The 26,721-nt window shown below is 43.4% G+C and carries 24 protein-coding genes and 1 tRNA gene; 15 read left to right on the top strand and 10 right to left on the bottom strand.

The genetic code is table 11. The features are described from left to right. Positions 1–195: 195 nt before the first annotated feature. From VNN20_16060 to VNN20_16035, 6 genes are all read right to left on the bottom strand, one after another. Entirely contained in the window at positions 196–1,734 is a 1,539-nt protein-coding gene (locus VNN20_16060; GenBank protein ID HWP93705.1) for an AAA family ATPase, read from the bottom strand. A gap of 137 nt (positions 1,735–1,871) precedes the next feature. Continuing rightward, positions 1,872–1,946, bottom strand: a tRNA-Gln gene (locus tag VNN20_16055). 107 nt (positions 1,947–2,053) lie between these two features. Beyond that, positions 2,054–2,917, bottom strand: a complete 864-nt coding sequence (gene ispE / locus VNN20_16050) for a 4-(cytidine 5'-diphospho)-2-C-methyl-D-erythritol kinase (protein ID HWP93704.1) — start codon at positions 2,915–2,917, stop codon at positions 2,054–2,056. 215 nt (positions 2,918–3,132) lie between these two features. After that, positions 3,133–3,729 carry a prepilin-type N-terminal cleavage/methylation domain-containing protein gene (locus VNN20_16045; protein ID HWP93703.1) on the bottom strand — a complete coding sequence of 199 codons (597 nt, stop codon included), beginning with the start codon at positions 3,727–3,729 and terminating at the stop codon, positions 3,133–3,135. 241 nt (positions 3,730–3,970) lie between these two features. Further along, positions 3,971–4,495, bottom strand: coding sequence for a hypothetical protein (locus tag VNN20_16040; GenBank protein ID HWP93702.1), 525 nt, complete (start codon positions 4,493–4,495; stop codon positions 3,971–3,973). A gap of 713 nt (positions 4,496–5,208) precedes the next feature. Then, the gene (locus VNN20_16035; protein HWP93701.1) at positions 5,209–5,790 is read right to left on the bottom strand and encodes a flavin reductase family protein; all 582 of its coding nucleotides are present in this window, start codon (positions 5,788–5,790) and stop codon (positions 5,209–5,211) included. 130 nt (positions 5,791–5,920) lie between these two features. On the opposite strand from VNN20_16035, the gene VNN20_16030 reads away from it, so the two are divergent. After that, positions 5,921–6,829 (top strand): sucrase ferredoxin, encoded by a 909-nt coding sequence (locus VNN20_16030; protein ID HWP93700.1) that lies wholly within the window; start codon positions 5,921–5,923, stop codon positions 6,827–6,829. A gap of 5 nt (positions 6,830–6,834) precedes the next feature. Here VNN20_16030 and VNN20_16025 read toward each other — a convergent pair whose 3' ends face one another. Beyond that, a complete protein-coding gene (locus VNN20_16025; protein ID HWP93699.1) occupies positions 6,835–7,461 on the bottom strand; it encodes a methyltransferase domain-containing protein in 627 nt (208 codons plus the stop codon). A gap of 333 nt (positions 7,462–7,794) precedes the next feature. On the opposite strand from VNN20_16025, the gene VNN20_16020 reads away from it, so the two are divergent. Beyond that, positions 7,795–8,001 (top strand): hypothetical protein, encoded by a 207-nt coding sequence (locus VNN20_16020; GenBank protein ID HWP93698.1) that lies wholly within the window; start codon positions 7,795–7,797, stop codon positions 7,999–8,001. Positions 8,002–8,223: 222 nt separating this feature from the next. Here the strand turns inward: VNN20_16020 and VNN20_16015 are convergent, their stop codons facing one another. Together VNN20_16015 and VNN20_16010 are read right to left on the bottom strand one after the other, a co-directional pair. After that, entirely contained in the window at positions 8,224–8,562 is a 339-nt protein-coding gene (locus tag VNN20_16015; GenBank protein HWP93697.1) for a PQQ-dependent sugar dehydrogenase, read from the bottom strand. After that, complete coding sequence (locus VNN20_16010) at positions 8,487–9,365, bottom strand: PQQ-dependent sugar dehydrogenase (protein ID HWP93696.1); 879 nt, start codon at positions 9,363–9,365, stop codon at positions 8,487–8,489. Before VNN20_16010 ends, VNN20_16015 begins: the two co-directional genes overlap by 76 nt. Positions 9,366–9,503: 138 nt before the next feature. Here VNN20_16010 and VNN20_16005 point away from each other — a divergent pair, with 138 nt between their 5' ends. Together VNN20_16005 and VNN20_16000 are read left to right on the top strand one after the other, a co-directional pair. After that, positions 9,504–10,265 carry an SDR family oxidoreductase gene (locus VNN20_16005; protein HWP93695.1) on the top strand — a complete coding sequence of 254 codons (762 nt, stop codon included), beginning with the start codon at positions 9,504–9,506 and terminating at the stop codon, positions 10,263–10,265. A 109-nt stretch (positions 10,266–10,374) separates the two neighbouring features. Then, positions 10,375–11,139 carry an SDR family oxidoreductase gene (locus VNN20_16000; protein HWP93694.1) on the top strand — a complete coding sequence of 255 codons (765 nt, stop codon included), beginning with the start codon at positions 10,375–10,377 and terminating at the stop codon, positions 11,137–11,139. Between the two features lie 206 nt (positions 11,140–11,345). On the opposite strand, the gene VNN20_15995 is transcribed toward VNN20_16000, so the two are convergent. Continuing rightward, a complete protein-coding gene (locus VNN20_15995; GenBank protein ID HWP93693.1) occupies positions 11,346–12,680 on the bottom strand; it encodes a sugar ABC transporter substrate-binding protein in 1,335 nt (444 codons plus the stop codon). 297 nt (positions 12,681–12,977) lie between these two features. Between VNN20_15995 and VNN20_15990 the strand changes: the two genes are divergently transcribed. From VNN20_15990 to gspE, 11 genes are all read left to right on the top strand, one after another. Beyond that, the gene (locus VNN20_15990) at positions 12,978–13,310 is read left to right on the top strand and encodes a hypothetical protein (protein ID HWP93692.1); all 333 of its coding nucleotides are present in this window, start codon (positions 12,978–12,980) and stop codon (positions 13,308–13,310) included. An 85-nt stretch (positions 13,311–13,395) separates the two neighbouring features. Beyond that, entirely contained in the window at positions 13,396–14,772 is a 1,377-nt protein-coding gene (locus tag VNN20_15985; GenBank protein ID HWP93691.1) for a hypothetical protein, read from the top strand. 26 nt (positions 14,773–14,798) lie between these two features. Next, complete coding sequence (locus VNN20_15980) at positions 14,799–15,791, top strand: metal ABC transporter substrate-binding protein (GenBank protein ID HWP93690.1); 993 nt, start codon at positions 14,799–14,801, stop codon at positions 15,789–15,791. A gap of 130 nt (positions 15,792–15,921) precedes the next feature. Then, positions 15,922–16,698, top strand: coding sequence for a metal ABC transporter ATP-binding protein (locus VNN20_15975; GenBank protein HWP93689.1), 777 nt, complete (start codon positions 15,922–15,924; stop codon positions 16,696–16,698). A 25-nt stretch (positions 16,699–16,723) separates the two neighbouring features. Beyond that, entirely contained in the window at positions 16,724–17,584 is an 861-nt protein-coding gene (locus VNN20_15970; protein ID HWP93688.1) for an iron chelate uptake ABC transporter family permease subunit, read from the top strand. A 25-nt stretch (positions 17,585–17,609) separates the two neighbouring features. Further along, complete coding sequence (locus VNN20_15965) at positions 17,610–18,119, top strand: thermonuclease family protein (GenBank protein HWP93687.1); 510 nt, start codon at positions 17,610–17,612, stop codon at positions 18,117–18,119. A gap of 423 nt (positions 18,120–18,542) precedes the next feature. Next, positions 18,543–19,169 carry a sulfotransferase domain-containing protein gene (locus VNN20_15960; GenBank protein ID HWP93686.1) on the top strand — a complete coding sequence of 209 codons (627 nt, stop codon included), beginning with the start codon at positions 18,543–18,545 and terminating at the stop codon, positions 19,167–19,169. 654 nt (positions 19,170–19,823) lie between these two features. Continuing rightward, entirely contained in the window at positions 19,824–20,891 is a 1,068-nt protein-coding gene (galT, locus tag VNN20_15955) for a galactose-1-phosphate uridylyltransferase (GenBank protein ID HWP93685.1), read from the top strand. A gap of 65 nt (positions 20,892–20,956) precedes the next feature. After that, positions 20,957–21,883 carry a type II secretion system protein GspC gene (gene gspC, locus VNN20_15950; protein ID HWP93684.1) on the top strand — a complete coding sequence of 309 codons (927 nt, stop codon included), beginning with the start codon at positions 20,957–20,959 and terminating at the stop codon, positions 21,881–21,883. 130 nt (positions 21,884–22,013) lie between these two features. After that, complete coding sequence (gene gspD / locus VNN20_15945; GenBank protein HWP93683.1) at positions 22,014–24,980, top strand: type II secretion system secretin GspD; 2,967 nt, start codon at positions 22,014–22,016, stop codon at positions 24,978–24,980. Between the two features lie 4 nt (positions 24,981–24,984). Beyond that, positions 24,985–26,658, top strand: coding sequence for a type II secretion system ATPase GspE (gene gspE / locus VNN20_15940; protein HWP93682.1), 1,674 nt, complete (start codon positions 24,985–24,987; stop codon positions 26,656–26,658). Positions 26,659–26,721: the final 63 nt, after the last annotated feature.

Here is a 26,721-nt window from a genome sequence, read left to right as displayed (position 1 = left end):
AACTTCCCAAGACCAGAAGCGGCAAGATAATGAGGAGGCTGCTAAGGGATATAGCCGAGGGGAGAGCGCTGGGGGATACGACGACACTGGCCGACCCGGCGGTGGTTAGACAACTAAAAGATAAGTACGAGGATAAGGAAGCATAATCCTCAATATATACCAACTAGAGATGTGATTAACCCGTCTCCACTAGAGTCAATGCGCACTTACCGTCCTATCCTTTGCCCATTCCCTTAGCCATGCTATCTTTTCTGACATAGTGATAGAGATAGGTCTGGTAAGCCTAATCTCGTCGACAAGAATCTCTGTGGTCAGCTCTTTCTTCTCCGAGAAGGCCGTGTAGAGACCGGAGACGATAGCCTGTTCGATCTCTGAACCGCTAAACCCGCCAGTTAACTCAACTAGCTGTTCAAGATCAAAAGGACTTGGCTCCTGTCCCCGCTTCTTAAGATGAATTTCAAATATAGATTTCCTTGACTCGGCATCCGGAAGGTCGACAAAAAATATCTCGTCAAAACGGCCCTTTCTCAAAAACTCCGGCGGGAGCTTGGTAACGTCGTTGGCAGTAGCTATGATAAACACATCCCCTTTTCTATCCTGAAGCCAGGAGAGAAAGCTTCCAAAGATCCTCCTCGAAACGCCGCCATCCTCAACACCACTCGATGAAGAGAATGCCTTTTCGATCTCGTCTATCCAGAGAATAACCGGCGATAATTTCTCTGCCGTTTTTATTGCCCTTTTGAAATTCTTTTCACTCTCACCTATGTACTTATTGTAGAGATTTGAAGAATCCAGTTTGAGTAAAGGAAGTCCCCACTCCATGGCCACGGCTTTGGCACAAAGGCTCTTACCACAGCCGGGAACCCCGAGGAGCAAAATGCCCTTGGGAAATGAGAGCCCGAAATCTCTAGCCCTCAAAGGGTCTGTGATAATCTCCTTTCGTTTAGAAAGCCAGGACTTCAAACCGGAAAGGTCCGCTATGTCCGCCATGCTTTCTTCGACTGGATAATATTCTAACACCCCCTCGCGCTCTACTATGTCCTTTTTCGCCTCTATAACTCGTCTTATATCCTTTGTAGTTAACTTACCGTCTTCAACAATCACTCTGGTGAGAATCTTCTCTGCTTCCATAAGGGTAAGTCCTTTCATATTATTGAGGAGTTTATTTATATCCTCCGGGGTCATGTCGAATTCCATGTTAATCCGGGCATTGAGGTCTCGGATGATATGGTGAAGCAGCTCTTTATACTCCTCAATTTGCGGAGAAGGCATGCTTAATAGTGCACTCATTGGTCTCAGCAAGTCGGGGACATTGGTATCTTGACCGGTTATTATTATCACCCCGTTATTCTTGGAAAATTGCAAAGACGCATCCTTTAGTTTATTGACGATGAGCCTATCCTCAAGATAATCTCCAAGCCCGCGAAAATGGTAAATCGCTGCGAGTTGAGACTGTTCTATATGTCCCAAGGCTATAGATATATCGGTAGAGTTATAAACGGGACCCTTTACATCCATATCCATTCGCCTCAAGCCCTTAGTGTTCGTCCATGAGAAATAGGGAACCTTCATGCGATCGGCTAAGTGACGGAAAAGAATCTCAGCCCGGTCTTCTTCCGCCGTATCCAGGAAGATAATGCAGTAGCGGGAGCGTATGAGAAGTTCCAGGTCCCTGACCGGGTCTTTCTCATTATTCGAAGAGGAAATAGCAGTGGAGAGTGAGGGGCCTTTCAAGACTATGAGTAAAGAATAGTGCTGTGCTAGTTTAATTTCAAGCTACTACAGTATTTGACCAACTAGAGACAAGTCAGTTGCTGGCCAACCAATTATACTAAGAAACCTATTGCTAAACGCACCCGGAAACTAAAAATTGGCTGGGGCGGGTGGATTCGAACCACCATAGCGGGCTCCAAAGGCCCGAGTCCTGCCGGTTAGACGACGCCCCAGTTGTTGAGCTTTTAAAAAGGGTATAGTTACAAATCGGAAATAATTTTTAGAATATTACCAATCTTTCACTTTGAAGGCAAATAAAAAGCGTTTGAATACCAGGGCATCACAATTTATGCCATCCCGATACCCCCTGAACTAGGAAGACTTTATATACTTTGCTGTCTTTCATAAAATCATAAATTCTTTTAGCCTTCTTTTCGTCCTCAAAAACAGCAAAAACTGTGGGACCGCTTCCGGTCATTGAGACCGATTCAGCGCCCATGGAAACCATTCTCTCTTTCAACCCTTTTACTTCGGGATAGATAAGAGAGGTGATATTTTCTAAATCATTTCTAAGCGGAAACTGCTTCTTCTTAAAAAGTGAAATTGTATGCTCTAAGTCATCCTGTTTTAAGGTTTTTCCATCCGCTTCATCCCATAGCTCGTATACCCTCCTCGTTGATACCTGAAACCCCGGGTTTACCAGCACATAATGAAAAAGCGGAAAGTTGATAATTAAGGTGATTTTTTCTCCGACGCCTTGGGCGATTGAGCTTCTGCAACGGATAAAAAATGCCACATCAGCTCCTATTTTTGGTGAAAGCCACAAAAGCTCTTCCTCCCTTAGCTTTTTCGTTAGTCTATTCATCCCTATAAGAACTGCCGCCGCGTTGCCACTTCCGCCACCGAGACCGGCGCCTAGGGGTATCTTTTTCTTTATCGAAACTTTCACTTTTAACCCGAGTCCGGTCTCCTTTTTAAATATATCGGCAGCCCTCCAGACAAGATTATTCTCTCCTAGAGGCATCTTGAGCCCGGTAGATTCAATTTCTATCCCCTCTCCTTCTTCCAATACAACCTTTACCTCATCAAATAAGCTTACCGGCTGTATTATAGACCTTATATCATGATATCCATCAGGCCTTTTTCTGAGCACCTCAAGGGTTAGATTGACCTTAGCGGGAGAAAGAAGGGTAATAGACCTCATTCAGAATTTTATTCCATAAAGGGAAAAATGAATACTATATTAGTTGTTTAATCTTGATTTACAAGAAGAAATTTCTAAAGAATCACGGTAATTGATAAGCATACTATCAATCAGCGCGCTAAGATTGCTCACCACGGTCAAACGGGGCTATCGGTCTTTTATATGATATCCGAGGACAGCTAACCCTAAGATAATAAATAGAATTGTTTTAGATATCAATCATCACATGCATTGGAGGTACGATCCGCCTGGAACGCTCCCGGATCCCCTATTACTTCCTGACTTAGAGCACAACGGATGACTCCATCAGCATAGACGGCAAAATCTCTTCTGCCCGTTTTACGCGCACTGGTCATCGAAGCTTTCCAGCCGTACTCGGCTTGCAGCGTTAAGGGGTCAGTAGCATCAACATCCGATGCAAATCGGATACAATACCCTGCTTTTGGGTCAACGCAGTCCGCTAAAGCACCTGTTGATACGGCACCTTCAAAAGTACTGTCTACAAGAGAATCCTCCTCTGTGCAATTGCCACCGGATGGAGGACAGCGGAGAGTTCCGCCTGTGGTTATGTTGCCAATTTGGCTGGTGTAATTCCTCAATCCATCATCATCCAGGTCCTGCTCAAAATACAAAGATTCTCCGTCTCTTAAAGTTTGCATAGCCTTTCTTGTATTGGCCTCGTTGGCCGAGAACCTGGCTACGAATAGTTTGGGAATAGCTATGGCAAGTAGAATGCCTATGATTAAAGCCACAATCAAAAGCTCGATGATGGTAAAACCGGTCTGGTCATTTCCGGTATTCAGACTAAGCATCCTTTAACCTCCTTTATACTCGTAATACTAAAACCTATTTTAGGAGGAAAATAATAGCTATTGGACACTGGTCGAATTGACTGGCCGGAAATAGTTTTAGTAAATACTGAAAGTTATAACTTTGGTTAATCCAATCCTAGGGAAAAAGCCCTAGGCAATCTTAAACTGTGATGACGGTTTTTTAAAGTTCCTCATTTATGATAATACCAGACGTTTCGGCTTTTATTCTTTATATCTTGTATTAGCTACTCTCCCCTCGGTCTAGGGAAAAATCCAAAGACATCTTAAGGCCCCGCAAGTTTATTTCTGTTTTGCGCAACCTATCATTATCCTTATTAAATTTAAACGTCATTATTAAACTAAACCCTTTACTCCCTGGTTCCGGATTATTCTTCTTAAGTTTGTAAGCATAGATGAGGCTTCTCGTATCATCCGATTCCTCGGTAGAATAGGGCTTACCCAAAACATCCAAGACCTGCTCTTCACGGGGGATCTCGACAGTATCTCTTGCCTGGAATCTTGATCCCGCTCTCCGCCTTGCTTTATCTATCTCCGCTTCACCCAGTGAAGCGAGCATCCTTGCCAGTAAAGGTTTAGAGAGATATTTCAGGAAACGCTCCGGAAAGCTGATTTGTCTTAACCTGTCATCCACGAAAACCATAGAGATGGGAATATCAAAGTTTTTTTCCTCATAATTCGAGTTACGGTACTGTTTTTCCATTACATATTCCCACAACTTTCCCTCCCCGGTTTCTTTCCGAGACATCGGCGGGCTATTCATAAGCCAAGTAACATCTTTGGTTAGAAGGACTGGGTTTAAAAATATCAAAGTTAGCTTATCCTCTTCCACTATCTGGAAATAACTGTTGAAAGCAGATAACTGCCTCTTAACTTGTAGAAGCCTTAGATATACACATCCGGTCGCTAATAAGGTCAGAGACAAAAACAAAATCAAGAGAAATTTGAAACTTACCCGCATTTTTGTTGGCTGAATTTAGGGAGATATTATGTCGAAAATCAACTATTAAAATTTATTTTACCCATCCTAGCCGCGATATCGAAATTGATACAGGACTGCGGCCAGCAGAGAATACATACCATCACTATATTTCTAGACCCGCATCACACTCTGATTTTTGTCTCTTATTTCCCTAAATAGACACGGTATATAATTTAAACGGGAGTAACCCCAATTATTAGGATTACTCCCGTTCTCTTAAAGGAGGATGGAGGATGACCTGTTAAGCTATAAATTTAAGTTTATATTTAAAAATAAAGTATTTTACTTTAAATGTCAAGTGGTAATTTTTTAAGAAATTTTCGATTGAAAATCAACAACATAGGATAGTATCCGTCTTATTCGTATAACTCAATCGATGAAAAGCCCAAGTCGATAAAGTGGTAATCCGGTTATACATAACCAATAACCATCAGTTATTTCTTTAATGGACAGGGCTCGTACTAGAATGAAGCCAAAACCTAGGGACTCCAAGGATCATAGCTTATCTTATGTATCCTTTCTAGGGAAAAAGCTACCGAACGCGTAAGCTTTTCTCCGTATTCGGCTATCCATTCGGGTGGCGCCGCGTAGTAAAAGTAGTCGAGCGTCATCCATTCTCCGCCGGTTATTATCCCACCGTCTACAACATCTACCAGGAAACCGGTCATATCGCCTCCATCCATTGCATTTATCACTCGACAATCGGCATATGAATGTGCCTCCTCGAGAATGGGACTACCCGTCACTCCCAATTTATACCGTATTTTTTTTAGCTTTTCTCTTTCTCTGCCTGTGTAAAAACCAAAGTTCCTTACCAATTGAAGCTGTCCCTTGTTCAGCAAATGAACGGCAAATGCTCTGCTATTGATTATAAACTCATGAGTAAAATTTCCCTTCCATATTCCGACAATAAGTCTAGGAACATCGTGAACGATCGATGCCGTGATCACAGTCACGGCAATCTGCGCGTTCACTTTGCCCTGCCAAGAACTTGTGATAGCGACTACAGGAGCGAGAGACCAAAATATTCCGGCAACTGATGCCCCTTCTTGTTTGCTCATAATTATTCCCTTCAGATACTAGCACATATACTAACAGCCAGAAGAATAATTTTAAAGTGGCACTCTTTTGGGTAGAATTTTATTCTAAAAAACATATTTAACTTTAGCTTCCCACCTAGCAGGGTTTTAAATGTCTTCAAAAAACAGTCAAGGCTCATTCTGTTCGGAACTTTCCTTGGACATAAAAGAGCAAATGTTTGGCACTGTCCCCAGGGTAGATGTATGGTTTTTAATAGAATATAACCAAACCTGGGCTAAAAAGGCATTTTTAGCAAGTGCTATTCCAGAGATGGTGAAGAAGCGTATCTCCGAACATCTAAATTCTATACCCAATTCTCGTCTGCAACTGATCAAGCGTCAGAAAGGTAATGAACAAGGATTAAAATTTTATATCGGGGTGTCTGACGAGCTCGAACCTAGGCTATTTGAATTAAACCTCAAAAGCTATGAAGACATACTTGATTTAAGTATCCCGGAAATCATTTCAGGCAGTTCCTTTTCGAGGGGCCAGCCCATTTTCCTGGTTTGCACCCATGGCACGCATGACCAGTGTTGCGGAAGATTTGGTGTCCCCGTCTACATAGAAGCGACAAGACTGGAGAACGGTTACTTGACATGGCAATGCACACACTTAGGGGGTCATAGGTTTGCAGCAAACTTATTATGCCTTCCTCACGGCATATACTACGGTCGGGTCCGGGCAAGTAATGTGTCTACAATAATTAAGGACTATCAGAACCAGTGTATCTCTCTTGATATGTACAGAGGACGTTCCTGTTATAACTCCGATGTCCAGGCCGCAGAATATTTTTTGAGAATTAACACCGGCATTAGAATAATCCGCTATTTTCGGTTTATACGAATGCAAAATATAGACAGAGAAAACTCCATATTTGAATTTATATCCCTAGCCGATGAGAAAAAGCATATACTTACCATTCACAGAAGTCAGTTTGCCTTGGAAAACTATACTAGTTGCCAGGATGACGCTAAAAGTACCATAGCGCAGTATAAGCTAATCGAGCACAAAATGTTATAGGATCTCTACTTACCGCCACCAAACAGGTATCCCTCTTTCATCAAGCTCGCCGGTAAATAACGGATCGGTATTTTGAGCAATCTAAGAAGGGTAAAACCACAGCCGGTAAAGGCTCTAATAATCCTCTCTTGGCTATAGGGTTTGAACACAAAAGCAGTACCCAGAAGCTTACCCCATATGTTATCCTTCACCGGAGAATTAAAAAAATAACCGTTAGGTTTAAGATAACTAGCCAAATTCTTTATGGTGTCTTCAGGATAGACGTACTCCAAAACCCCACAGGTGACGACCAGGTCAAATTGGTTATTAGCAATTTCCGGAATAGGTTTACTGGCATTGGCAATGAACGTTTTTACTGAGTTAGTCAATCCTTTATTCTTTAGAGTAATTTTTAACTCTTCAATCATATTTTGATTTAAGTCGAAAGCCACAATTTCAGCTTTTGGAAATCGTCTCAATATGGCTAGTGTAAATTGGCCTGTCCCTGCTCCAGCGTCCAAGACTTTTATTTCCTTGTCCTCCGGAAAAGGCAGTTGTTTCACAAAAAAATCGTAAGCCCTCTTAGTGCCATTTAGGTAAAGACCCATGTCATAGATCTTTGCCAGTCTGGAGTACAACTCATTATGGTTCATGTTGTATGGAGAATCTGTTTAAATTTAGCTTAACCCGAAAAAAATTGCTTTATTATAACACAAACTTCTCATCTCGCTACCACTGTTTAATAATAGTTGTTAGTAAATACAGATTTACATACGATGAAGTCACTCGGCGTAAAAATTCATTTGAAAAAGCGACCCGCCATTTAGCAGTTCAGCAGAAATTTAGGTCCGTATATAGACATAAGCTATAGTACTAAAGTTATAAGATCTTCCCGTAATCAGTAGTTTTTTCACCCAAAAATCCTACCAAGGTCTAATTTATATAAATCCAGATTGAATTTATGGTATTGCTAAAAGAGAATCAATATGAAAGAAAGGATTATCCGTACGAACAACCGATGTCAAAAATGCGACGGATTCCTTATATTCGAGGTTAAAGAATCAGACCAGGATAAGAATGGGAATAAGATAATCTGGGGAACCTGGCTATGCACGGTTTGTGAGGGGAAGGAATCCGGGCTACTGGTCAGTTATGAGGAGATAACTAAGAAAAAAGAAGTAACGATCTTGTAAATAGGACTAATCTCGACCACCATCCTCCAAAGGGCAAGTTCATGAAAAATATTCAGGGCTTGCCCTTAATTTTTTATATCAAAATCTTTCAAGTTTTCAGTAGTAGCGATTTGCTTTCGGCGCCTCTAGGAGACACACATGGTTTCCATACAGTCCTTTCTTCCGCTCGTTTTGAATAGCTTTATCACCTGGTGACGGTAAATGGGCTCATCCAAGAATAAATCAAGGCTTTTTCACAACCCTGAATACAGAATCAGCGCTTGAAAAATATAGATTGCCGTCCGGGCATGTAATGACATCCAGTAATCCGCCCAACTCATCCTCCACCAGGAAGCTACTTATGCTTCCTACCTGGTCCAGGTTTTCTCCGGTTAGTTCAATCCTCTTTATTTTCCCTTCAGTTCCTCCATCAAAATAAACGAAGAAGAGATCGTTAAGGAACTCCGGATATTGGTCCCCCGTATAAAAAGTAATACCGGTGGGAACTATAGGAGGGGAAAAGCGTATGATCGGACCGATGAACTCAGTATCGGTATCTCCACAGGATAATTTGGGCGCCAACCGTAGTTTCCCCCGGCGATTATTCTATTTATCTCATCGTCGCAATTCGGCCCGTTCTCGGTAGCATAAATGACCCCCGTAGCCGGATGAAAGGTAAAATCAAAACTATTTCTCAGCCCAAGAGCAAAGATTGGAGAGTCAAGAAAGGGATTATCTGCAGGTATCGTACCATCCGGATTATACCTTAGGATTTTACCCGCCAGGGAGTCAAGGCTTTGGGAATTAGCAGGATTGGAGACATCCCCTATAGTCACGTAAAGCTTTCCATCTGGTCCAAACCCTACGTTCCCCCCAATATGTATATCAGCCGCAGGAAGGTCATCAATGATCACAGTCTCCTGAGTACCCAGGTTATTTAAGTCTGTAAAACGCAGTACCCGGTTTCGGCGAGGTTGGGGATGGGTATGGAAAACGTACACGAGACCATTCCTGTCAAACTGGGGGTGAAAGGCTAGCCCTATTAAACCATTCTCGCCGTTAATAGATACGGGAACAGCAGCAAATGGTGTGGGGAGTAAGACACCGTCTCGTATAATGCGTATATTTCCAGTTCGAAGCTCATTAAAAAAGATTCTCCCATCCGAAGCACAGGCCAAAGTAACCGGAAAATCTAAGCCACCCAAAACCAGTTCTACCTCAAGAGCTCCATTTGAGGGCGGTGTTCCTCCCCCACTCCGGCCACAGTTCAATATCAGAATAAGTGTGGTAATACTAGCGATAGAGGCTAGAATTTTGAACCTTTTCCCGTTTACCACTACCCAAAGATAGGAAAAAGACCCCTTGCACCACATTGGATAGCTCATGCCTTCAGCCTCATCATTAACTCAATTGTAACACAAGTATAACAATGAAAATCTAGATTATGACAACGTAATAAATTCTTGATAAGCCGCAAAATGTACCTTATAATCTCAAAAAATTATGAGAGAGGTGACTACTCGATGAAACTAAAAGATAAAGTGGCTCTTATTACCGGCGGAAGTCTAGGACTGGGAAAAGCAACCGCTATTCTTTTTGCCAAGGAAGGGGCAAAGGTAGTAATTACAGGACGAACCGAGAAAACCTTGAAGGACACCTTAGAAGAAGCGAGAAAAGAGGGTTTAACTATAGATTATATCGTCAGCGATGTCTCAAAAGAGGAGGACTGCAAAGCGGCTGTAGATTATACTATAAACAAATACGGCCGTATCGATATTCTTTTTAATAACGCTGGGATCCTCCATGTGGCCACGACGCATGAGACGCCGACGGAAATATGGGACAAGACATTCGCTATAAACGTGAGAGGAACATATTTAATGTCCAAATACACCATTCCTCACATGCTGAAACAGGGAAAGGGATGCATCGTGAATAATTCTTCAGTACTGGGTCTTAAAGCTGTGCCCGCTGTCGCCGCATATAATGCCACGAAAGGAGCTATAACCCAGCTTACCAGAAGCATGGCGCTGGAGTATTCGGACAAGGGAATCCGCGTAAATGCAATCTGTCCTGGAACAATTGTGACCCCGCTAGTCGAAGGTCTGTTTGACCAGACTGAAGATAGAAAGGCCACCGAGGAGCTTTTTAAATCCTTCCACCCAATCGGACGATTAGGAAGACCGGAAGAGATTGCTCATGCCGTGCTTTTCCTGTGTGATGATAACGTGGGATTCATGACCGGTTCTATGCTTTCTGTGGATGGAGGCTGGATTGCCAGGTAATTTTGATAACTAGATAAGCAATTTCTCAAATTCACTTCCAGTCGCCTTTGTGAATAAAATATGTTCTATAGACAAGAAATTCTTCTATTAGAATAAGGAGGTAAGAACAATGAGACTCGAAGGAAAAACCGCTTTAATTACCGGAGGAGGAGAAGGCATAGGCAAAGCCACTGCCCTTCTTTTCTGCAAAGAAGGAGCCAAGGTTGGAATCACCGGAAGGACAAAAGAGAAGCTCGATGAGGTAGTAAAGGAAGCCGAAGGAAAGGGTGAGATTATCGCTCTTCCCGGCGATGTTTCTAAAGAAGATGACGTAAAAAGGATAGTAGATGAATTCGTCAAAAGATTCAAGAAAATTGACATACTCTTCAATAATGCCGGAGTTCTTGAGGCCGGAAACGTGATTACAACTTCTGTAGAATCTTGGGATAAAATAATAAACATCAACGTAAAAGGAACTTTCTTGATGAGTAAGTGCGTGGTTCCTCACATGATAACAAATGGAGGCGGTGCTATCATAAATAACTCCTCAGTTGCCGGGTTCATCGGTTGCCCAAACGTTGTCGCCTACAATACATCGAAAGGGGCAATAATGCAGTTCACTAGGAGCCTGGCCATGGACCACGCAAAACAAGGGATTCGCGTAAACACAATCTGTCCCGGATTCATAAAAACCAAGATGAACGAGGATTTCATCGATGATCATTCACCCGATGCACAGAAGAAGCTCGATGAAATAGCCGCTCAAATCGTTCCCATGGGAGGTAGAGGAGAGCCGATTGACATAGCCTATGGAGTCCTTTATTTAGCGAGCGATGAAGCCAGATACGTCACCGGCACCCAGCTTGTAATAGACGGTGGCTGGACAACGTACTAAGTTATAATCACTAGGCAAGAATAGCTTCAGCTACAGGGTTCACAGAGAAATTTATTTTTAATTAGCTCTCTTCTCTGTGTCCTCTGTGGCCAAAAGGTCTCTTCCATCTCCTAGTCTACATCCCGGGGCTAAGCCTAACACAAATCTTTTTGGGTGCACCGACAGTATTTATGGAATCTAAATTAGAAGAGGATGCAGGAGTTTCTCTAATTGATACCATCTAAAATGGCCTGATGCTCTATGGCAATCTTATCTAATGCCTCTTTCGAAGACATGGAACCGGTGACGGCCAAATGAATGTACTTCTGATAGATATCAAGTAGTTGTGGATATTCGACCAGGTGCCAGTAATCTTTCACCCGGCTCATGGAAATCGGGAATATAGAATTATAAGGGGTGGCTTTAGCATATTCCGGAGAGTTCAGGATATCAACCCGTCCGGTCTGACCGCCGCCACGAACCCATTTCCATTGATTCTCATCACTCATAAACCATTCGAGGAATTTCCAGGCTTCATCCACATTTCTTGAATACTTAGAGATGCTGATCCCCTGTCCTCCTACCGAGTTGTATTGCCGGAATTTACCGTCAGAACCCTTTTCACCGGGCAAGGGTGCAAACCCTATCTTCTCCGCAAACTTGTTAATCTTCGGGTCACTGTAAGCGCTGAAGAAGTAATACCAGTTAATAGCCATAGCCACCATCCCTTTGCTAACGGCTTCATTAACTTCATCATAATACCACTCGGACGCACCCGGAGGGCTATAATTAAAGAGACCCTTATAATACTCCAAGGCGGCGACAGAAGCTGGCGAATTGATGACTCCCACCGCTCTCCTTGTTTCCGGATTCCACAACTCGCCGCCAAAGGACCATAAAACGTTGTTGAAAGCACTGGTAACCGCATCGTAGTCACTGCTACCGTACATAGCAATGCCATACAAGTTTTGGTTGGGTCGGGTGAAGAATACGGCAATGTCTTTCAACTGGTCATAAGTCTCCGGGACAGACAACTCGTAGCCATACCTGGCCTTGAAGGCAGCCATTTCCTTTGGATCTTCAAATAAATCTTTCCGGTAGGCCAAGCCCATGGCGTCTTGATTGATCGGAAGTGCATAGATGTTCGTAGACCCCTCCGGATATTCAGCATACATTTGCAAAGCGCGTGAACTGTAATCGGTAGCCTTTATCTTGGTGCTCTTCTCCAGGTACGGATTCAACAACACGACTTGCCCCTGGGAAGCAAACTCGCTCATAGACTGACTGTCAAACACAACCAGGTCATAGCTACCCTTCTCTTGAGCGAAATCGGATGCTATGGCGTCATGCCATTTCGCCCATGGGAGTAACTCGCCATGGATAACCACACCAGTTTGTTCAGTGTAATCCTGGCTCATTTGTATCAAATAATCACCCAAGACGCCGGTATGCCAGACTACTCGTAGTTCAACAGGTCCACCGGTATCTTTTTGTGCGGTAGCCACGACACTTAGAACCGTCGTAACCATTAGGAATACCATAGTTAGATATGTTGTGCGCATATTGAACTCCCCTTATATAGACGGAATTGGACTAAGACGGTAACTATTAATCTTAAAAACCAACATCAAATTGTCCTACGCCGTTCCCGTGGTCTATTCCTCTTCTCCCTATCTATCCGTGATTATCTCACAGAGAAATAGTTCGTGTCAACAAATAATTTATCAGGGTTTGTAGGTGTTAGGATATATACACAGATAAACCAAAATCGCACACATGTTGCATATTCACAAAAATAATGGTATTGGTTAATCGTAGGTTTAAATCCCCGGTCTAAGCCGTCTCTTCGAGAAAGCAGCATGAAAGTAAGGATTAAAGCACGAGGGATATCAGGGTTAGCGGTTTCCGGCTTAGCCATACTATTCGTGCTTTCTCTAAGCTTCCATAACCATGCCCTTAATATTGGCATGGTTGATAAAAAGATATCTCAATCCCAGCCCGCTAACCCGCATATATCCAACGAGTTCTGTTCGGGATGCCGTCTTAATGGAAAATTTAAACCTCAAGACCGGGTTGCCGGTCTTGCTCATAAGCTTTCAGAAATAGTAATAAGCTTCTCGGACCTTAATGTTTTACTCCCGTATTTATCTTTAGCATCAAAGAAATCCACCCGTTCACCCCCAGTTATCTAAACTCCCAACACAATACCAGAACTAAAAACCATCTATTTCAACCGGCTATTTCGCTAGCCAGAAATCACTTTTTTGGAGGTGAATTATGAGGATTAATAGGTTTATTGCCCTATTTTTCTTTGGCATGTTTCTTTTTCCCCTAATTATTCAAAAAGAGGCATGGGGTGAGGAAAGGGATGATATAAAAAAGCAAATGCAAGAACTCCGGCAGCAGATGGAGGCCATGCAGAAAAAATTGGAGGAGCTTGAAGAGAAAAACAGAATGCTGGAGGAAGAAGCGAAGAAACAAAAAGAGGAAAGAGAGGTCGAAAAAGCGATTACTGAGGCAGTACCCGCACCACCCCGAGAAGGGTATCTTCAACGGGTCATCCAGAGCCTTAACCCGGATATAAGCGTTATTGGGATATTCACCGCAGCTTATTTCTCTGAGAATGACCCTATTATCCATGCAGAAAATGACCCGGAGAATACCGGTATTAATCTCCAAGAAATCGAGATTGGTTTTCAGGGGGTTATAGACCCTTATTTTAGGTTTGACAGTTTCTTTTCCATAGGACGTGACAGTTTTGAAACTGAGGAAGCCTACGCCACTACCCTACTTTCCCTTCCTCTAAACTCTCAGGTTAGAATTGGTTTGATGCGGGCTAAATTTGGCCGGATTAACTTGCAGCACAGACACAGTCAGGACTTCGTGACACTTGCCCTTCCCGCTGCTGATTTCCTTGGAGAACATCTAAACCCGGTGGGGATAGAATTTAATTTTCTTGCTCCACTTCCTTGGTTTATGGAATTAACCGCTTCCGTAAACAGTGCAAATGGTTTGGAGACACCTACTTTTGCTCCTGATGAGGATGCAAACAACCTAGGCAGGCTCCTTTACATATTCCACCTGGCAAACTTCTTTGAAATCACAGAGGCTCTATCCCTGAGCCTGGGCGGTTCTTTCGCCACTGGTTCCAACGGTACAGAACCGGGCAACCGCTCGAATCTTTATGGTGTCGACTTGTTTGCCAAATACCGTCCCCTGAAAAACAATCCTTATCAAGAGGTGTGGCTGCAGTCTGAGTTCATGTATCTGCAAGCGGAATCAGAAGAGGGAGACTTAGATAATTGGGGAGCTTATGCACAGCTTGTTTATCGCTTTGCCAAGAGGTGGAATGCAGGGTTTAGGTTTGATTTTGTAGATACGGATACTCCGGTTACACCGATGGAAGAGGAAGAACTGGAAGGGTCGAGTTTGCTGCGTGTCATGAGGAGTGAAGAGGGAGAAGAAGAGGAGAGTATGCTCGGACTTTTAGGAAAGGAGCTTAGATACGCCGTCATGCTTACTTTTAACCCCACTGAGTTTTCAAGGATTAGGCTCCAGTACGAATTTGACGACCCCGATTTTGCCGATAGCTTCCACGCTGTTTTCCTTCAATTTCAATACTCGCTCGGTGCCCACGGAGCCCATCCGTTTTAAAAACTTTAGGAAAGGAGGTAGGCTTCATGAAAACACAAAAATTTCTTCAATCTCTTGCTTTACATTTTTGTTTAGCTTTGCTTGTAATAGCATTCTCATTATTCGCTTCCGCCATAGATGCATTAGCGAAAGTAAAAGTAGTTGCGTCTCTTCCCACCTTTGCAGCTATTACTAAGGAAATAGGAGGAGATAAAGTTGAGGTAGAAAGCCTTGCAAAAGGTTACCAGGATCCTCACTTTGTAGATGCAAAACCGAGCTATGTCCTGAAGCTTAACAGAGCTGACCTGCTTATATATAACGGTTTGGACTTGGAAATAGGCTGGCTTCCCCCGCTTATTACCGGGTCAAGGAATTCGAAAATCACTTCTACAAATTCACCCGGTAATCTTAACGCCTCAACCCTAATTTCAAACATCCTCGAAGTACCGACTATGCGGGTTGATAGAAGTATGGGAGATATACATCCTGGTGGAAACCCTCACTATATCCTTGACCCAAAAAATGGAATTGCTGTTGCAAACGGGATTGCTGAGAGATTAAAGGAGATAGATCCTAAAAACTCTTCCTACTATGACCAACGTCTTAAAGACTTTGTAAAACGCCTTAACGCAAAGGCCAAAGAATGGGAAGAAAAACTCGCTCCTTACAAGGGTACTAAAATTGTTCCCTATCATAAGAGCTGGAATTATTTCTCTGATTGGGCCGGATTTCAGGAAGTAGGCTATGTAGAGCCAAAGCCGGGGATTCCACCTTCACCTTCATATGTAGCCGATCTAATCAGAAAAATACAGGGAATGAATGTTAAGCTTGTTATAGCAGAATCTTACTATCCCCAAAAAGTGCCAGCCCTTATCGCGCAAAAGGCGGGGGCTTCTTTTCTTGTTCTGCCAGCACAAGTAGGTGGAGGTGATGGAATAAATACGTATTTCGACCTTCTTGATGCGATTGTAAACGATGTTACATCCAAATTAGAAAATATGAAGCAAGCAGTTAATTCTTCTAATCTTGCAGGAGGCTAAGAAAGTCAGGATTCTTGGTGGAAACTTGCTAAATCTCTAGGGAGCTCCCTTGATATCCTTTCCTTCCAAAAGAGGCAATCAATAGAACTCCCGAATCTCTTTGACTCATGGACTAAAGGAGACTTAAAAAATGAATTTACCTTATCTTGTAAAGTTAGAAGATGTGGCAATCGGCTATGATAAAACTGGATTTTTAGATTCCATAAATCTTTCAATTCAACACGGCCAGTTCTGGGGAATAATTGGTCCAAATGGTGGTGGGAAAACGACTTTACTGAAGACCATCGTGAGACTTATACCGCCTGTAGCAGGAAAAGTGCACTATAGGGAAGGCAAGCCTTTGATATTTGGATATGTTCCACAACGGGAGAAATTTGATCATATATTTCCAATCTCCGTTGCCGAGTTTGTGGCTATGGGAAGGTACATACGAATCCCCGTTGGCAGAAGTATTAAAAAAGAAGACCGAAAGATTGTGAGTTATTGCCTTGAGCAGGTTGAAATTCCTCATTTGAAGGATCGTCCATTTAGGTCGCTCTCAGGAGGTGAAAAACAGCGTTCACTTATTGCGCATGCCCTCGCCGGGGAACCCGATGTACTGATTCTTGATGAACCTACGGCTTCAATGGATATTAAAGGCGAAACTGCCATAATGGAATTGATAGAAAAAATAAAAGAGAAAGATAATCTCACTGTTCTTATGGTCAGTCATTTTTTAAACAAAGTTGCCGAATTTGCCGATCATGTTGTTGTGGTTGACAAAGATAGCGGCGTTTTTAGTGCAGGAACCACGGCGGAAGTTCTAAGAGATGAGACTTTAAGTAGGATTTTTGGACTGGATTTAACCATAGAGCAGGTTGCTGGCAAGATACGTATATACACAGCGGTTGGAGGCAGGGACAGATAAAGTCTAGATAGTCATAGGAGATAATATGGATACTTCATCGTTTGGGGAGTTCATAAAAAGTTACTTTCTCTGGCGCGACCCAATGATTGTTGGAGCTGTGTCAGGGGCAATATGCGGATTCTTGGGGGTTTATGTGGTTCTACGCCGGATTGTTTTTGTAGGTGCAATGCTCTCTCAGGTTTCAAGCTTTGGTGTGGTTCTTGCCTTTTATATAGGCGGATTCTCCGCTTTTAGTTCCCTCGGTTCTATGATTGATCCCTTTGCTTTATCTTTGATTATGACTGCGTTGGCCGCTCTCTTTTTTGCTCTAAAGAAGGATTTTCTTCGTATAAGCCAAGAAGGAGCAATAGGGTTTGGGTATCTACTCACTTCTGGAGCTGTAGTAATTATAGGCAACCTCATTACACATGAAGCCCATGACATCGCCGACATCCTTTTTGGAAGCGCTGTCGTTGTGGACCCAAAAGAGGTTTACATTGTGCCTGGTGTAGCCCTTTTTTGCATCCTCATTCACTTGCTATTCTTTAAGGATTTTATATTTGTCTCTTTCGATCCTGAAACAGCACAGCTATTTAAATACCCGGTAAGGGTTCTAAACACAGTTTTATTACTTACCGTTGGGATTGTAATAGCAATTACAACACGAGCACTTGGAGCACTGCCAGTCTTTGGGTTAACTGTTCTTCCTTCTCTTACCGCACTTTTTTTAACTGAGAGGCTGAAGTTGGTTTTTATATTCTCGGCTTTAATTGGAGTCGTATCAGCAGTGCTTGGTTATTATTTTTCTTTCGTTATATCCATTCCAACAGGCGCTTCAATAACTACCTGTGCGTCTTTATTTTTTATTCTCGGAATAGGTTGGCGAGAAGTAAGACATTTAATATAGACCCGCTTAGATTAGAGAGAACTATATGTTAATTCTGCGAATCTTGTTTAAAAATACTCTGCTGCCACCGGTTTTATTATTCGCCTCCGTTCTTTCAACGACATGCGGTAAGTACGAGGAAGTAAAAGAAAATCTCAAATTTGCCTTCCCCGATTACGTCAAATGCGGTGTAGTAAAAGTTGTTGATGGCGATACATTTCACTGTCAACTTTCTGATAGACGGATAGAAAAGATTAGATTGACTGGCATTGAAATACCGGAATCCATCGATAATGAGGCCACAAACTTTACTAAGTCTTATCTAAGAAGAGGAACACCTGTTAAGCTTGAGTTCGATTCGGAAACCAGAGATAACTATGGGCTCATTTTAGCGTATGTTTATTTACCCGGCGAAAAAATGCTAAACGCACTCCTTATTCAAGAAGGATATGCCAAAATTAACACCAATACACCCAACATAAAATTTAAGGACCCCTTTCTAACATTAGAGACCGAGGCAAGGACACCAGGTAAGGGATTATGGAAAAAAGAGTGAAAGCTTGTACTATGAATATAACTAACTTAAGTTTTATTTTTCCCACAAGATTAAAGTAATAAAAGAATAAAGTAGAAAATATGTATAATATGGTAAAAGATCAAACAATAGCTAATCGGAGTCCGAACCTAAAATGGATGGAAGCACGGAGGATACAAAGCCAATAAGCGGGCACGTAGGCTAAGGGCAGAGATTTCAAAAGGTCTTTAAACTCCCATTTGGATTGGTTATCCAAACCTATCTAACTAAAGTTTGATATCCATTAAAACTAAAGTAATACAATCTCAAAGAAATTGAGCCATAAGCCCCATTGACTTGAAGCTTCTAGGAATGAAAATTATCATGTTTAAAACTATGCGAAGTTTATATGGATTGACATAGTCTGGAAAGAAATATTAGAAAAATAGAGAGATAGGTGAGAAGATGAAACAATTATTGCAAAAGATATTCGGCAACAGCTCTGCTCCGGAAACCAGTAATCGGGTGATAACGGTCGTGTCCGGCCTGCCCCGTTCCGGCACTTCAATGATGATGAAGATGCTGGAAGCAGGGGGGTTACCCATTTTGACCGACAATATACGCGAGGCTGACTCTGACAATCCCAAAGGATATTATGAGTTTGAACGGGTGAAAAAGCTCAGCAAAGGCGACTTAGAATGGCTCGAAGAAGCCCAGGGAAAAGTGGTCAAGATAATTTCTGAGCTATTAAAATATCTGCCATCCAAATACGAATATAGGGTCATCTTTATTCACCGAAAGATGGAAGAGATCCTGGCCTCTCACAAGAAAATGCTCGAAAACCGAGGTATATCAGATGATGGAATATCTGATGAAGAAATGGCACGTTTATTTAATATGCACCTCCAGAAAGTGGAGGACTGGCTCCGTACACAGCCCAATATCTCCGTTCTAAACGTTGATTACAACCGCCTCCTGGTCAACCCCCAGCCGTATATAGAAGAGATCAATCGTTTTTTGGGCTATAATAAGCTCAATATCGACAGGATGGCCGAGGTAGTTGACCCAAACCTTTATCGCAATCGTAAGTAGGGAAATCGTAATCAGCCGGGTGAATATTAGGTTAAATATCAAATTAATATAGTTCTTTCTCACGTGGAATTTACCCGGATGAGGGTTAACAATGCCCCTCAGGACCTGGCATCAAGAAAGCTCTCCGGCTTAAGGTGCTTCGATAAAAAACCCATAAATCGTGTATGCATGTCACACAGGTCATTTGCCACTTAGAGCAGGTTTAGCGAATAAAGAGGCCTATATATCAAATAACTCTCCTCATCTAGCTAGCCAGGTCATTCTTGCCCCTACTCCCTCTCTTATCTCTTATCCGATGCCCACTTATCGAGAAAGCAGTAAAAGTCTTACTTACTTGACTAGGGGCAAACATTCATGATATAAATTGACTACCCTGATTAGATGGAAGGGATAGCGACGTCTTAATAATTAGCTTTAAATTTTGATGAAATCAATCAAAGTCGATTGATTTTAATGAAAAATAATAGTAAAGTGTAGAAAACATAAAACTTAAAGTAATTAATGAAATCAAGAATCGAATTGCCGATAATCCGTAAGGAATTAGTTTTAATTCACGATTTAAACCTCACCCACCAACTCTTCAATCTCGTCGAGGATAGTTATGGTGTTATTATACGGAAATTAATCAGGCTTAGCAGATTCTTAGAAGAATAAATGCGTGAACTTAGATATGACCCCATCAGAAACAGGTGGGTAATAATATCAACCGAACGCTCGAGAAGACCGAGTGACTACACCCTTGACCGGAATCAACCCAATAACACCGAGAGAACAGTCGTTTCATGCCCTTTCTGTGAAGGCTCAGAGGGTAAAACCCCACCGGAAATTTTTGCCATAAGACAAGGGAGTCCCAATTCGCCAGGGTGGAAAGTAAGGGTCGTACCCAATAAATTCCCCGCACTCCAGATTGAGGACAACGCTTTTAGATACGGAATGGGAATATTCGACGTCGTAAGCGGGGCTGGGGCTCACGAAGTGATCATCGAAACCCCCCATCATGACCAGGGACTTGCCGACCTGGACTTAAACTGGATAAAAGACGTATTAATTGCCTTCAGAGAAAGGATAACCGACCTATTTCGGGACCCTAGGCTTAGGTATGTATTAATATTCAAAAACCACCGGGCGGAAGCCGGTGCATCACTCTTTCACACCCACTCTCAACTTATAGCCACGCCAATGGTTCCCCCTGTGGTGAAACAAGAACTGATCGTCTGCCGGGAGAATTACAGGAGTAAAGAAAGATGCTTCATTTGTGACCTCATAAAACAGGAAATCGAATTTGAAAAAAGAATCGTTTATGACACCAACGGCTACGTAATCTGGACGCCGTTTGCCTCCAGTTTTCCCTTTGAGACCTGGATAATCCCCAAAAGCCATCTCCATGACTACTCTAAGCTGAGCGATAGGGAACTCCTGGACCTGGCGCTCGTGCTCAAGCTTAACCTCATCTCGCTCAAGAGGCTTTTAAATGACCCTCCTTATAACTTCGTAATCCACACCGCACCACCGAAATTCAGCCGTCCAGGCCATCCCGAACACTGGGATTCAATTGAGTTTGATTTTCATTGGCACATCGAGATAATACCTCGCCTCACCACCATAGCCGGGTTTGAATGGGGGGCTGGCTTTTTCATAAACCCTACCCCTCCGGAGGCGGCGTCCGATTATCTAAGAGAAGAAATAAGAAGGAATTTTGAACAGGGGGAGAGAATAAATTAAGATTGCTCTTGACATATAAAGCAAACAACTTTATTTTTTTAGCGAAAATTAATTAATTTACTTAAATGCTTATATCAGTCCTGAAAAAATATATATGGGTTGTTAACCTCATACTAATAGTTGGGATCTCTTATACACTAGCCCAAATAGTGAATGACAGAATAAAAGGAGGTCTATCGAACACAAAGCCCGGGACTACTACATCTTCAGAAAGCAAAGGCCAAAAACTCAAACAATTAAACTCACGAAGCTCCTACGAAATAATTTTAAAGAGGAATATATTCGGACTACAGAGCACCACATCGGGCAACTCTTTAATACAGGATGCACCTCAAACCACGCTCAACCTCGAATTGCTTGGCACCGCCATCGAGCCGGGGGAGAGGTCCATAGCCATTATAAAAAACTTGGATACGAATAAAGTTAGGGGCTACCTGGAGGGAGAGCTAATTGATATAATCCAATCGGAAAGGGTAAAACTGGCAAAGATCGAAAACTGCAGGGCGCTGGTAGAGCGCAGCGACGGCGCAGAAACCATAAGATGCAAAAAAGATTTGGACGAAAATGCATCTTCAGACAACAAATCTAGATTAGGCCAAGTATCCGCACTGGATAGGAGTTCGATCGTGAGCAGCCGCAGTGCAGTCTTACCCAAGAGCGAAGCTGAAGGCATAAAGGAGGTCAACGAGGGTGAATATGAAATCGACCGCAAAATGCTGGATGAACTCCTAAGCGACCCAAATCAGCTTCTAACCCAAGCCCGGGTTATTCCCCAGGAAGACGGCCTTCGGTTCTTCGCTATAAGGCCAAATAGCATTTTCTTCATGATCGGACTCAGAAATGGCGATATATTGCACAAGATAAATGATGTAGAGCTGAGCAACGTTGAAAATGCCCTTAGTCTCTTCGAGGAGCTTAGGGGAGAAAGCCAATTTAATATTAATCTAACCAGGCGGGGACAAAAGTTTACCTACGAATACTCGGTTAAATGAGCGCGAGAGTAAAGAGAGAGGAGCATCGAATCACTGGCACAAAAAGGGGTAATTTGGAAGTTGGCGGCCAGTACATGGGACAGAGGTTATTTTTTAACTATTCTTAGCTAGCCTCGGAGGAGACTGCTTCATGAGATGGTCTATTCAAGCTGTTTTGACATTGACTATTGTTTTTGGCTTAGGCGCTAGTATAAAATTCGTTTTTTCCAAGACGCACAAGGATACAGAACCAAAAGGGTATTTTTCCTGGGAATCCGGCCACGGAGGGCTAGTAACAGGCTATGTAAAAGACCGCAAAATAAATTCGGTGGCAAAAAATGAAGAGCTTCTTACCGCCAATGAAACCCCATCTACACAAAGGGGACTCCCGGAAAGCGATTCTGTCGAGACAACGATTTACTATAAGGTAGTAGAAGGAGACACCCTCTACAATATAGCTATGAAGAAGTTTGGGGTTTCGGTCAAAGAACTCAAAGAAATCAACAACCTAAAAGATGACCGGATAAAGGTAGGACAAATTTTGGAGATCCCATCTAATGCTAAACTCCCTAAAGGTGAAAAAATAAAACAAACGACAACGAAAGAAGTAGTAGCTAAGCAGGTGGAGCGGTCCAATGTGAGTAGCCGGCTTAAACCTACTCAAACATTTCCAAGAAGCACCGATAACGAAGAAGTAGATGACACCACAAAAGATGCAGCTATTAAAACCAAAAATGAGATTGAGCCAAGTACCGACACAACGAAAGAACTCCGGCAATTAAAAAGGGTAGAAGAAAAGAAAGTTAATGCTCCTGGTGAACCCGAAGGTGTGAAGAAATCCCACCCGTTGGACAACCTGACATTCGCGGCCGAGGCCAACGGGCCAAGACAGATTACAACGGTTCAACAGCCGGCCCAGGCGCAAGAGGAGGTTGAAGTAGAAGTAGAAGAGGAAGAAGAACCCCTACCCCCAGAGCAAATCGAGGCCGAATTCCAAGAGGAACCCCCTCAACCAGAACCGACTCCGAGGGGTGAAGAAATAGTAAATCTGCAGAGCGAAATGGACATAAGAGACTTAATCCAGACGATAAGTGAAATTACCGGAGAGACATTTCTACTGGATGAATCGGTAAAAGCAAAGAAAGTCACGGTTATATCACCCCGGGGAGGATTCAACAAGAAAAACGCCTTAAGACTATTCGAGGCGATTTTGGATTTAAATGGTTTCGCCATAGTGAAAAAGGACGGTATAAGCAAGATAGTACCGAAGAGAGACATTAAAACCGAGACTCTACCTACGGAATTCGGGACTAAATACGCCGAACCCTCGGATAGATTCGTCACCAGGCTGGTTCCCCTCAAAAACATAAACGCCAACGAAGTGGCAAACATTCTCAAACCGCTTATCTCTCGGGAAGGAGATATATTGGTATATCCTGCTTTGAATACCCTGATTATCATAGATACTGTATCCAACCTAAATAAAGTACTTAAGATCATAGAGAATATAGACCTGGAAACCGAGATCGAATTCATAAAACTAGAGCATACTGATGCTGTAGATGTTGCGGCTAAGGTAATTGAGATCTTCGGTGGAAGAGCGCCGGCAGCTCCGGCCCAAACCACCCAAACCCCCACTCGACGCACAACAACCACTAGAACCCCTCAAAGAACACCAACTACGTCCGGACAAGCAACAGGACAGGCCGAATTCAAGGTTATACCCGATGAGAGAACAAACTCGCTTATAGTGATTGCCTACCCCGAGGATATGAAAAAAATTAAAGCAGTAATAAAAGAGCTGGATGTAGAGGTTGACCAACCAGAGCAAGGCATCTACGTGATTCGCCTTCAAAACGCCGATGCCGAACAAATGGTTGGAGTTATCTCCGGATTAATCGGAGGGGGAGGAGCAGGAGTAACTACAACCACCCGCGGCATACGCGGCAGAACAACGGGGGGTGTCGGAGAAACTTTCGGTACCGGAACTTTCGGTACCGGAACCTTTGGCACTCAATACGGCAGTCAATATCGAAGAGGACAAACTGGCACCCTTGGCTTTGGACAAACAACTGGACGGATTGAGAGGGAAGATATCGGAGAGCTTGGGGGCGCAGCAGTAGTAGCGGAGGCAGAAGGGATAAGAATCACGGCAGACCCGGCTACGAATTCGGTCATAATCGTGAGTTCTCGCAAAGATTATGAAACGATAAAGAGGGTGATAGATGAGCTGGACGTTAGGAGAAAACAGGTATTTGTCGAGGCGGCTATTCTTGAAGTGGGTCTCGAACAACTGAGAGCCATAGGAACAAATTTGAGCTTTGGTTTCACCTTTGATGACGGCGACGACCTTGGATTTGGCGGAACTCAGCTTCCGGGAATTCCAAGCCTACTTGGGGTTGCTACTAGTACCGGTTCGGCAATCGCCGCACTCTCGAGCATATCAGGAGGTTTCTTAGGGGTAATAGGTGAATCAGTTGAGATTGGAGGTGTTGAAATCCCTTCTTTTACTCTACTCTTTGAAGCCTTAGCCTCGCTAACGGATGTGAACGTTCTTTCAACCCCTAGCATCGTCACCACCGATAACGAAGAGGCACAAATAGTAGTGGCCGATGTCATCCCGTTCCCCACCGGAAGCACCGTCTCCGAAACCGGGGTCACCGTGCAGACCATAGACCGTCAGCCAGTCGGAATTATACTTGGAATAACCCCACAAATTAGTGAGGGCGATTATTTAAACCTAATCATACATACCGAGGTTTCTGCTACAAGCCCCGCTCCCGCTGACCTTAATACAGAGGAGTTCGGAATCACTACAACTACCCGTTCCGCCGATTCTTCCATCATCGTAAAAGACGGCCAGACAATCGTTATTGGTGGGCTGGTTCAGGATAGGCAAACAGTCGTCGAGAACAAGGTTCCGCTTCTAGGCGATATTCCGCTTTTTGGATACCTATTCAAATTCAAGCAAAGACAAAGCAGAAAGATTAATCTTATGATTCTCCTAACCCCCAGAATTATAGAAACAGAGACCGACATGCAGAAAGTGCTCGAAGAAAGGCAGAAAAGAAACATGCTCCTTCAAGATAGGGGGTTTGAGAAACAGGGAGGTTATTGAAGCTATGAAGAGCCTTGAAGAGATTATAAGCCAGAGGAACCCGGAAGCCTGGGTTAAGATAGACGAGCTTCTAGCCAGGAATGGAGAGAGGTTTGAAGAGACGCTCCTGAAATCAAAGGTACTGAGCGACAAGGAGGTTCTTGAGGTTCTATCCGATTTCTATGAAATCCCATATATATATAGTATTTCCGAAAAGGATATCGACTCAGAACTAGTAAAACTCCTTCCCATAAGCTTTGCCAAAAAGTATAGGCTGATTCCACTAAAAAGGGGGGAGGAGAAAATTATAGTGGCACTGGCTCCTCCAATCGACTTATACGTGCTCGACGAAGTAAAATCGCTATTTGGGTGCGAAGTGGAGCCTATGCTGGCTTTAAGCCAAGTTGTCCTCGATTCCATAAACAAGGTGTATGAACGCGGCAAGGAGATGAGGGACGAGATCGAAGACGAGACCCTAGGGATCACTGAGTCGGAGTTTCAAGAGCCCAAAGACCTCTTGGAAGCAGAGGATGAGGCCCCTATAATTAGGTTCGTCAACTCGCTTCTCTTTCAAGCCGTTAAGGAGAAGGCCAGCGATATCCATATGGAGTGTTTCGAGAAGGACTTACTGGTCCGGTTTAGAAAAGACGGTCTTTTGCATAGGGTGACCTCGGTCCCCAAAAGGCTTCAGTCGTCGATAATCTCGAGAGTAAAGATCATGGCCGAACTCGATATCGCGGAGAAGAGAAAACCACAGGATGGTAGGATTCGTGTAAAAGTGGCCGGACGGGACGTAGATGTTCGTATCTCCACTGTTCCTACATCATGGGGAGAAAGCGTTGTGATGAGGCTTTTAGACCGCTCTTCGGTTCTCCTCAGCCTGGAGGACCTAGGGCTTGAAGGAAAAAAACTGCATACCATAAATTCGCTCATCCATCGGCCTCACGGTATTATCCTGGTAACCGGGCCCACCGGGAGCGGAAAAACAACCACCCTCTATGCGGCCCTAGAAAGAATCAACTCCCCCGACAAAAAAATCATTACCATTGAAGACCCGGTAGAGTATCAAATTCAAGGAATCAATCAGATCCAGGTAAATTCCAAGGTAAATCTCTCCTTTGCTAACGGACTACGGTCAATCCTCCGTCAGGACCCCGACGTTATACTGGTGGGAGAGATCCGGGATAGAGAGACAGCCGATATAGCCATTCACGCCTCCCTTACCGGTCACCTAGTTTTTTCGACGCTCCATACCAATGACTCCGCCAGCGCCATAACCAGGCTCATCGATATGGGAATCGAGCCTTTTCTGGTCGCTTCCTCCCTGATGGCCGTGGTCGCCCAGAGACTCATTCGATTCCTTTGCAAGTCCTGTAAAGAGCCTTACGTGCCCATAGACGATGAACTGGCCAGAATAGGGCTGGATAGAAAAGACCTTCAGCAGGGTGTCTTGCACCGGGCCAAAGGTTGTAATGAATGTCTTGGCACCGGCTACAGCGGTAGAAGCGGAATATTCGAGATATTGCTGATAGACGATGAAATTAGAGGCCTTACCCTGGCTACCACCGACTCCTCGACTATAAAGAGAAAAGCCCTGGAGAACGGAATGACTACACTCAGGATGGACGGAGCGGAGAAGGTTCTGAGGGGTTTAACTTCTATAGATGAGGTTATGAGAGTTACTGAGGACGAGACGTAAGTAACAATTTCGGATTTATTGCGGATCTCGAACTTGATTATTCCGCAATCCGAAATCGCCGAT

This window comes from Thermodesulfobacteriota bacterium, assembly GCA_035559815.1.
Lineage (GTDB): Bacteria > Desulfobacterota_D > UBA1144 > Nemesobacterales > CSP1-2 > DATMAT01.
The sequence above is the reverse complement of the archived record's forward strand: the minus strand, read 5'-3'. Positions and strand labels throughout refer to the sequence as shown.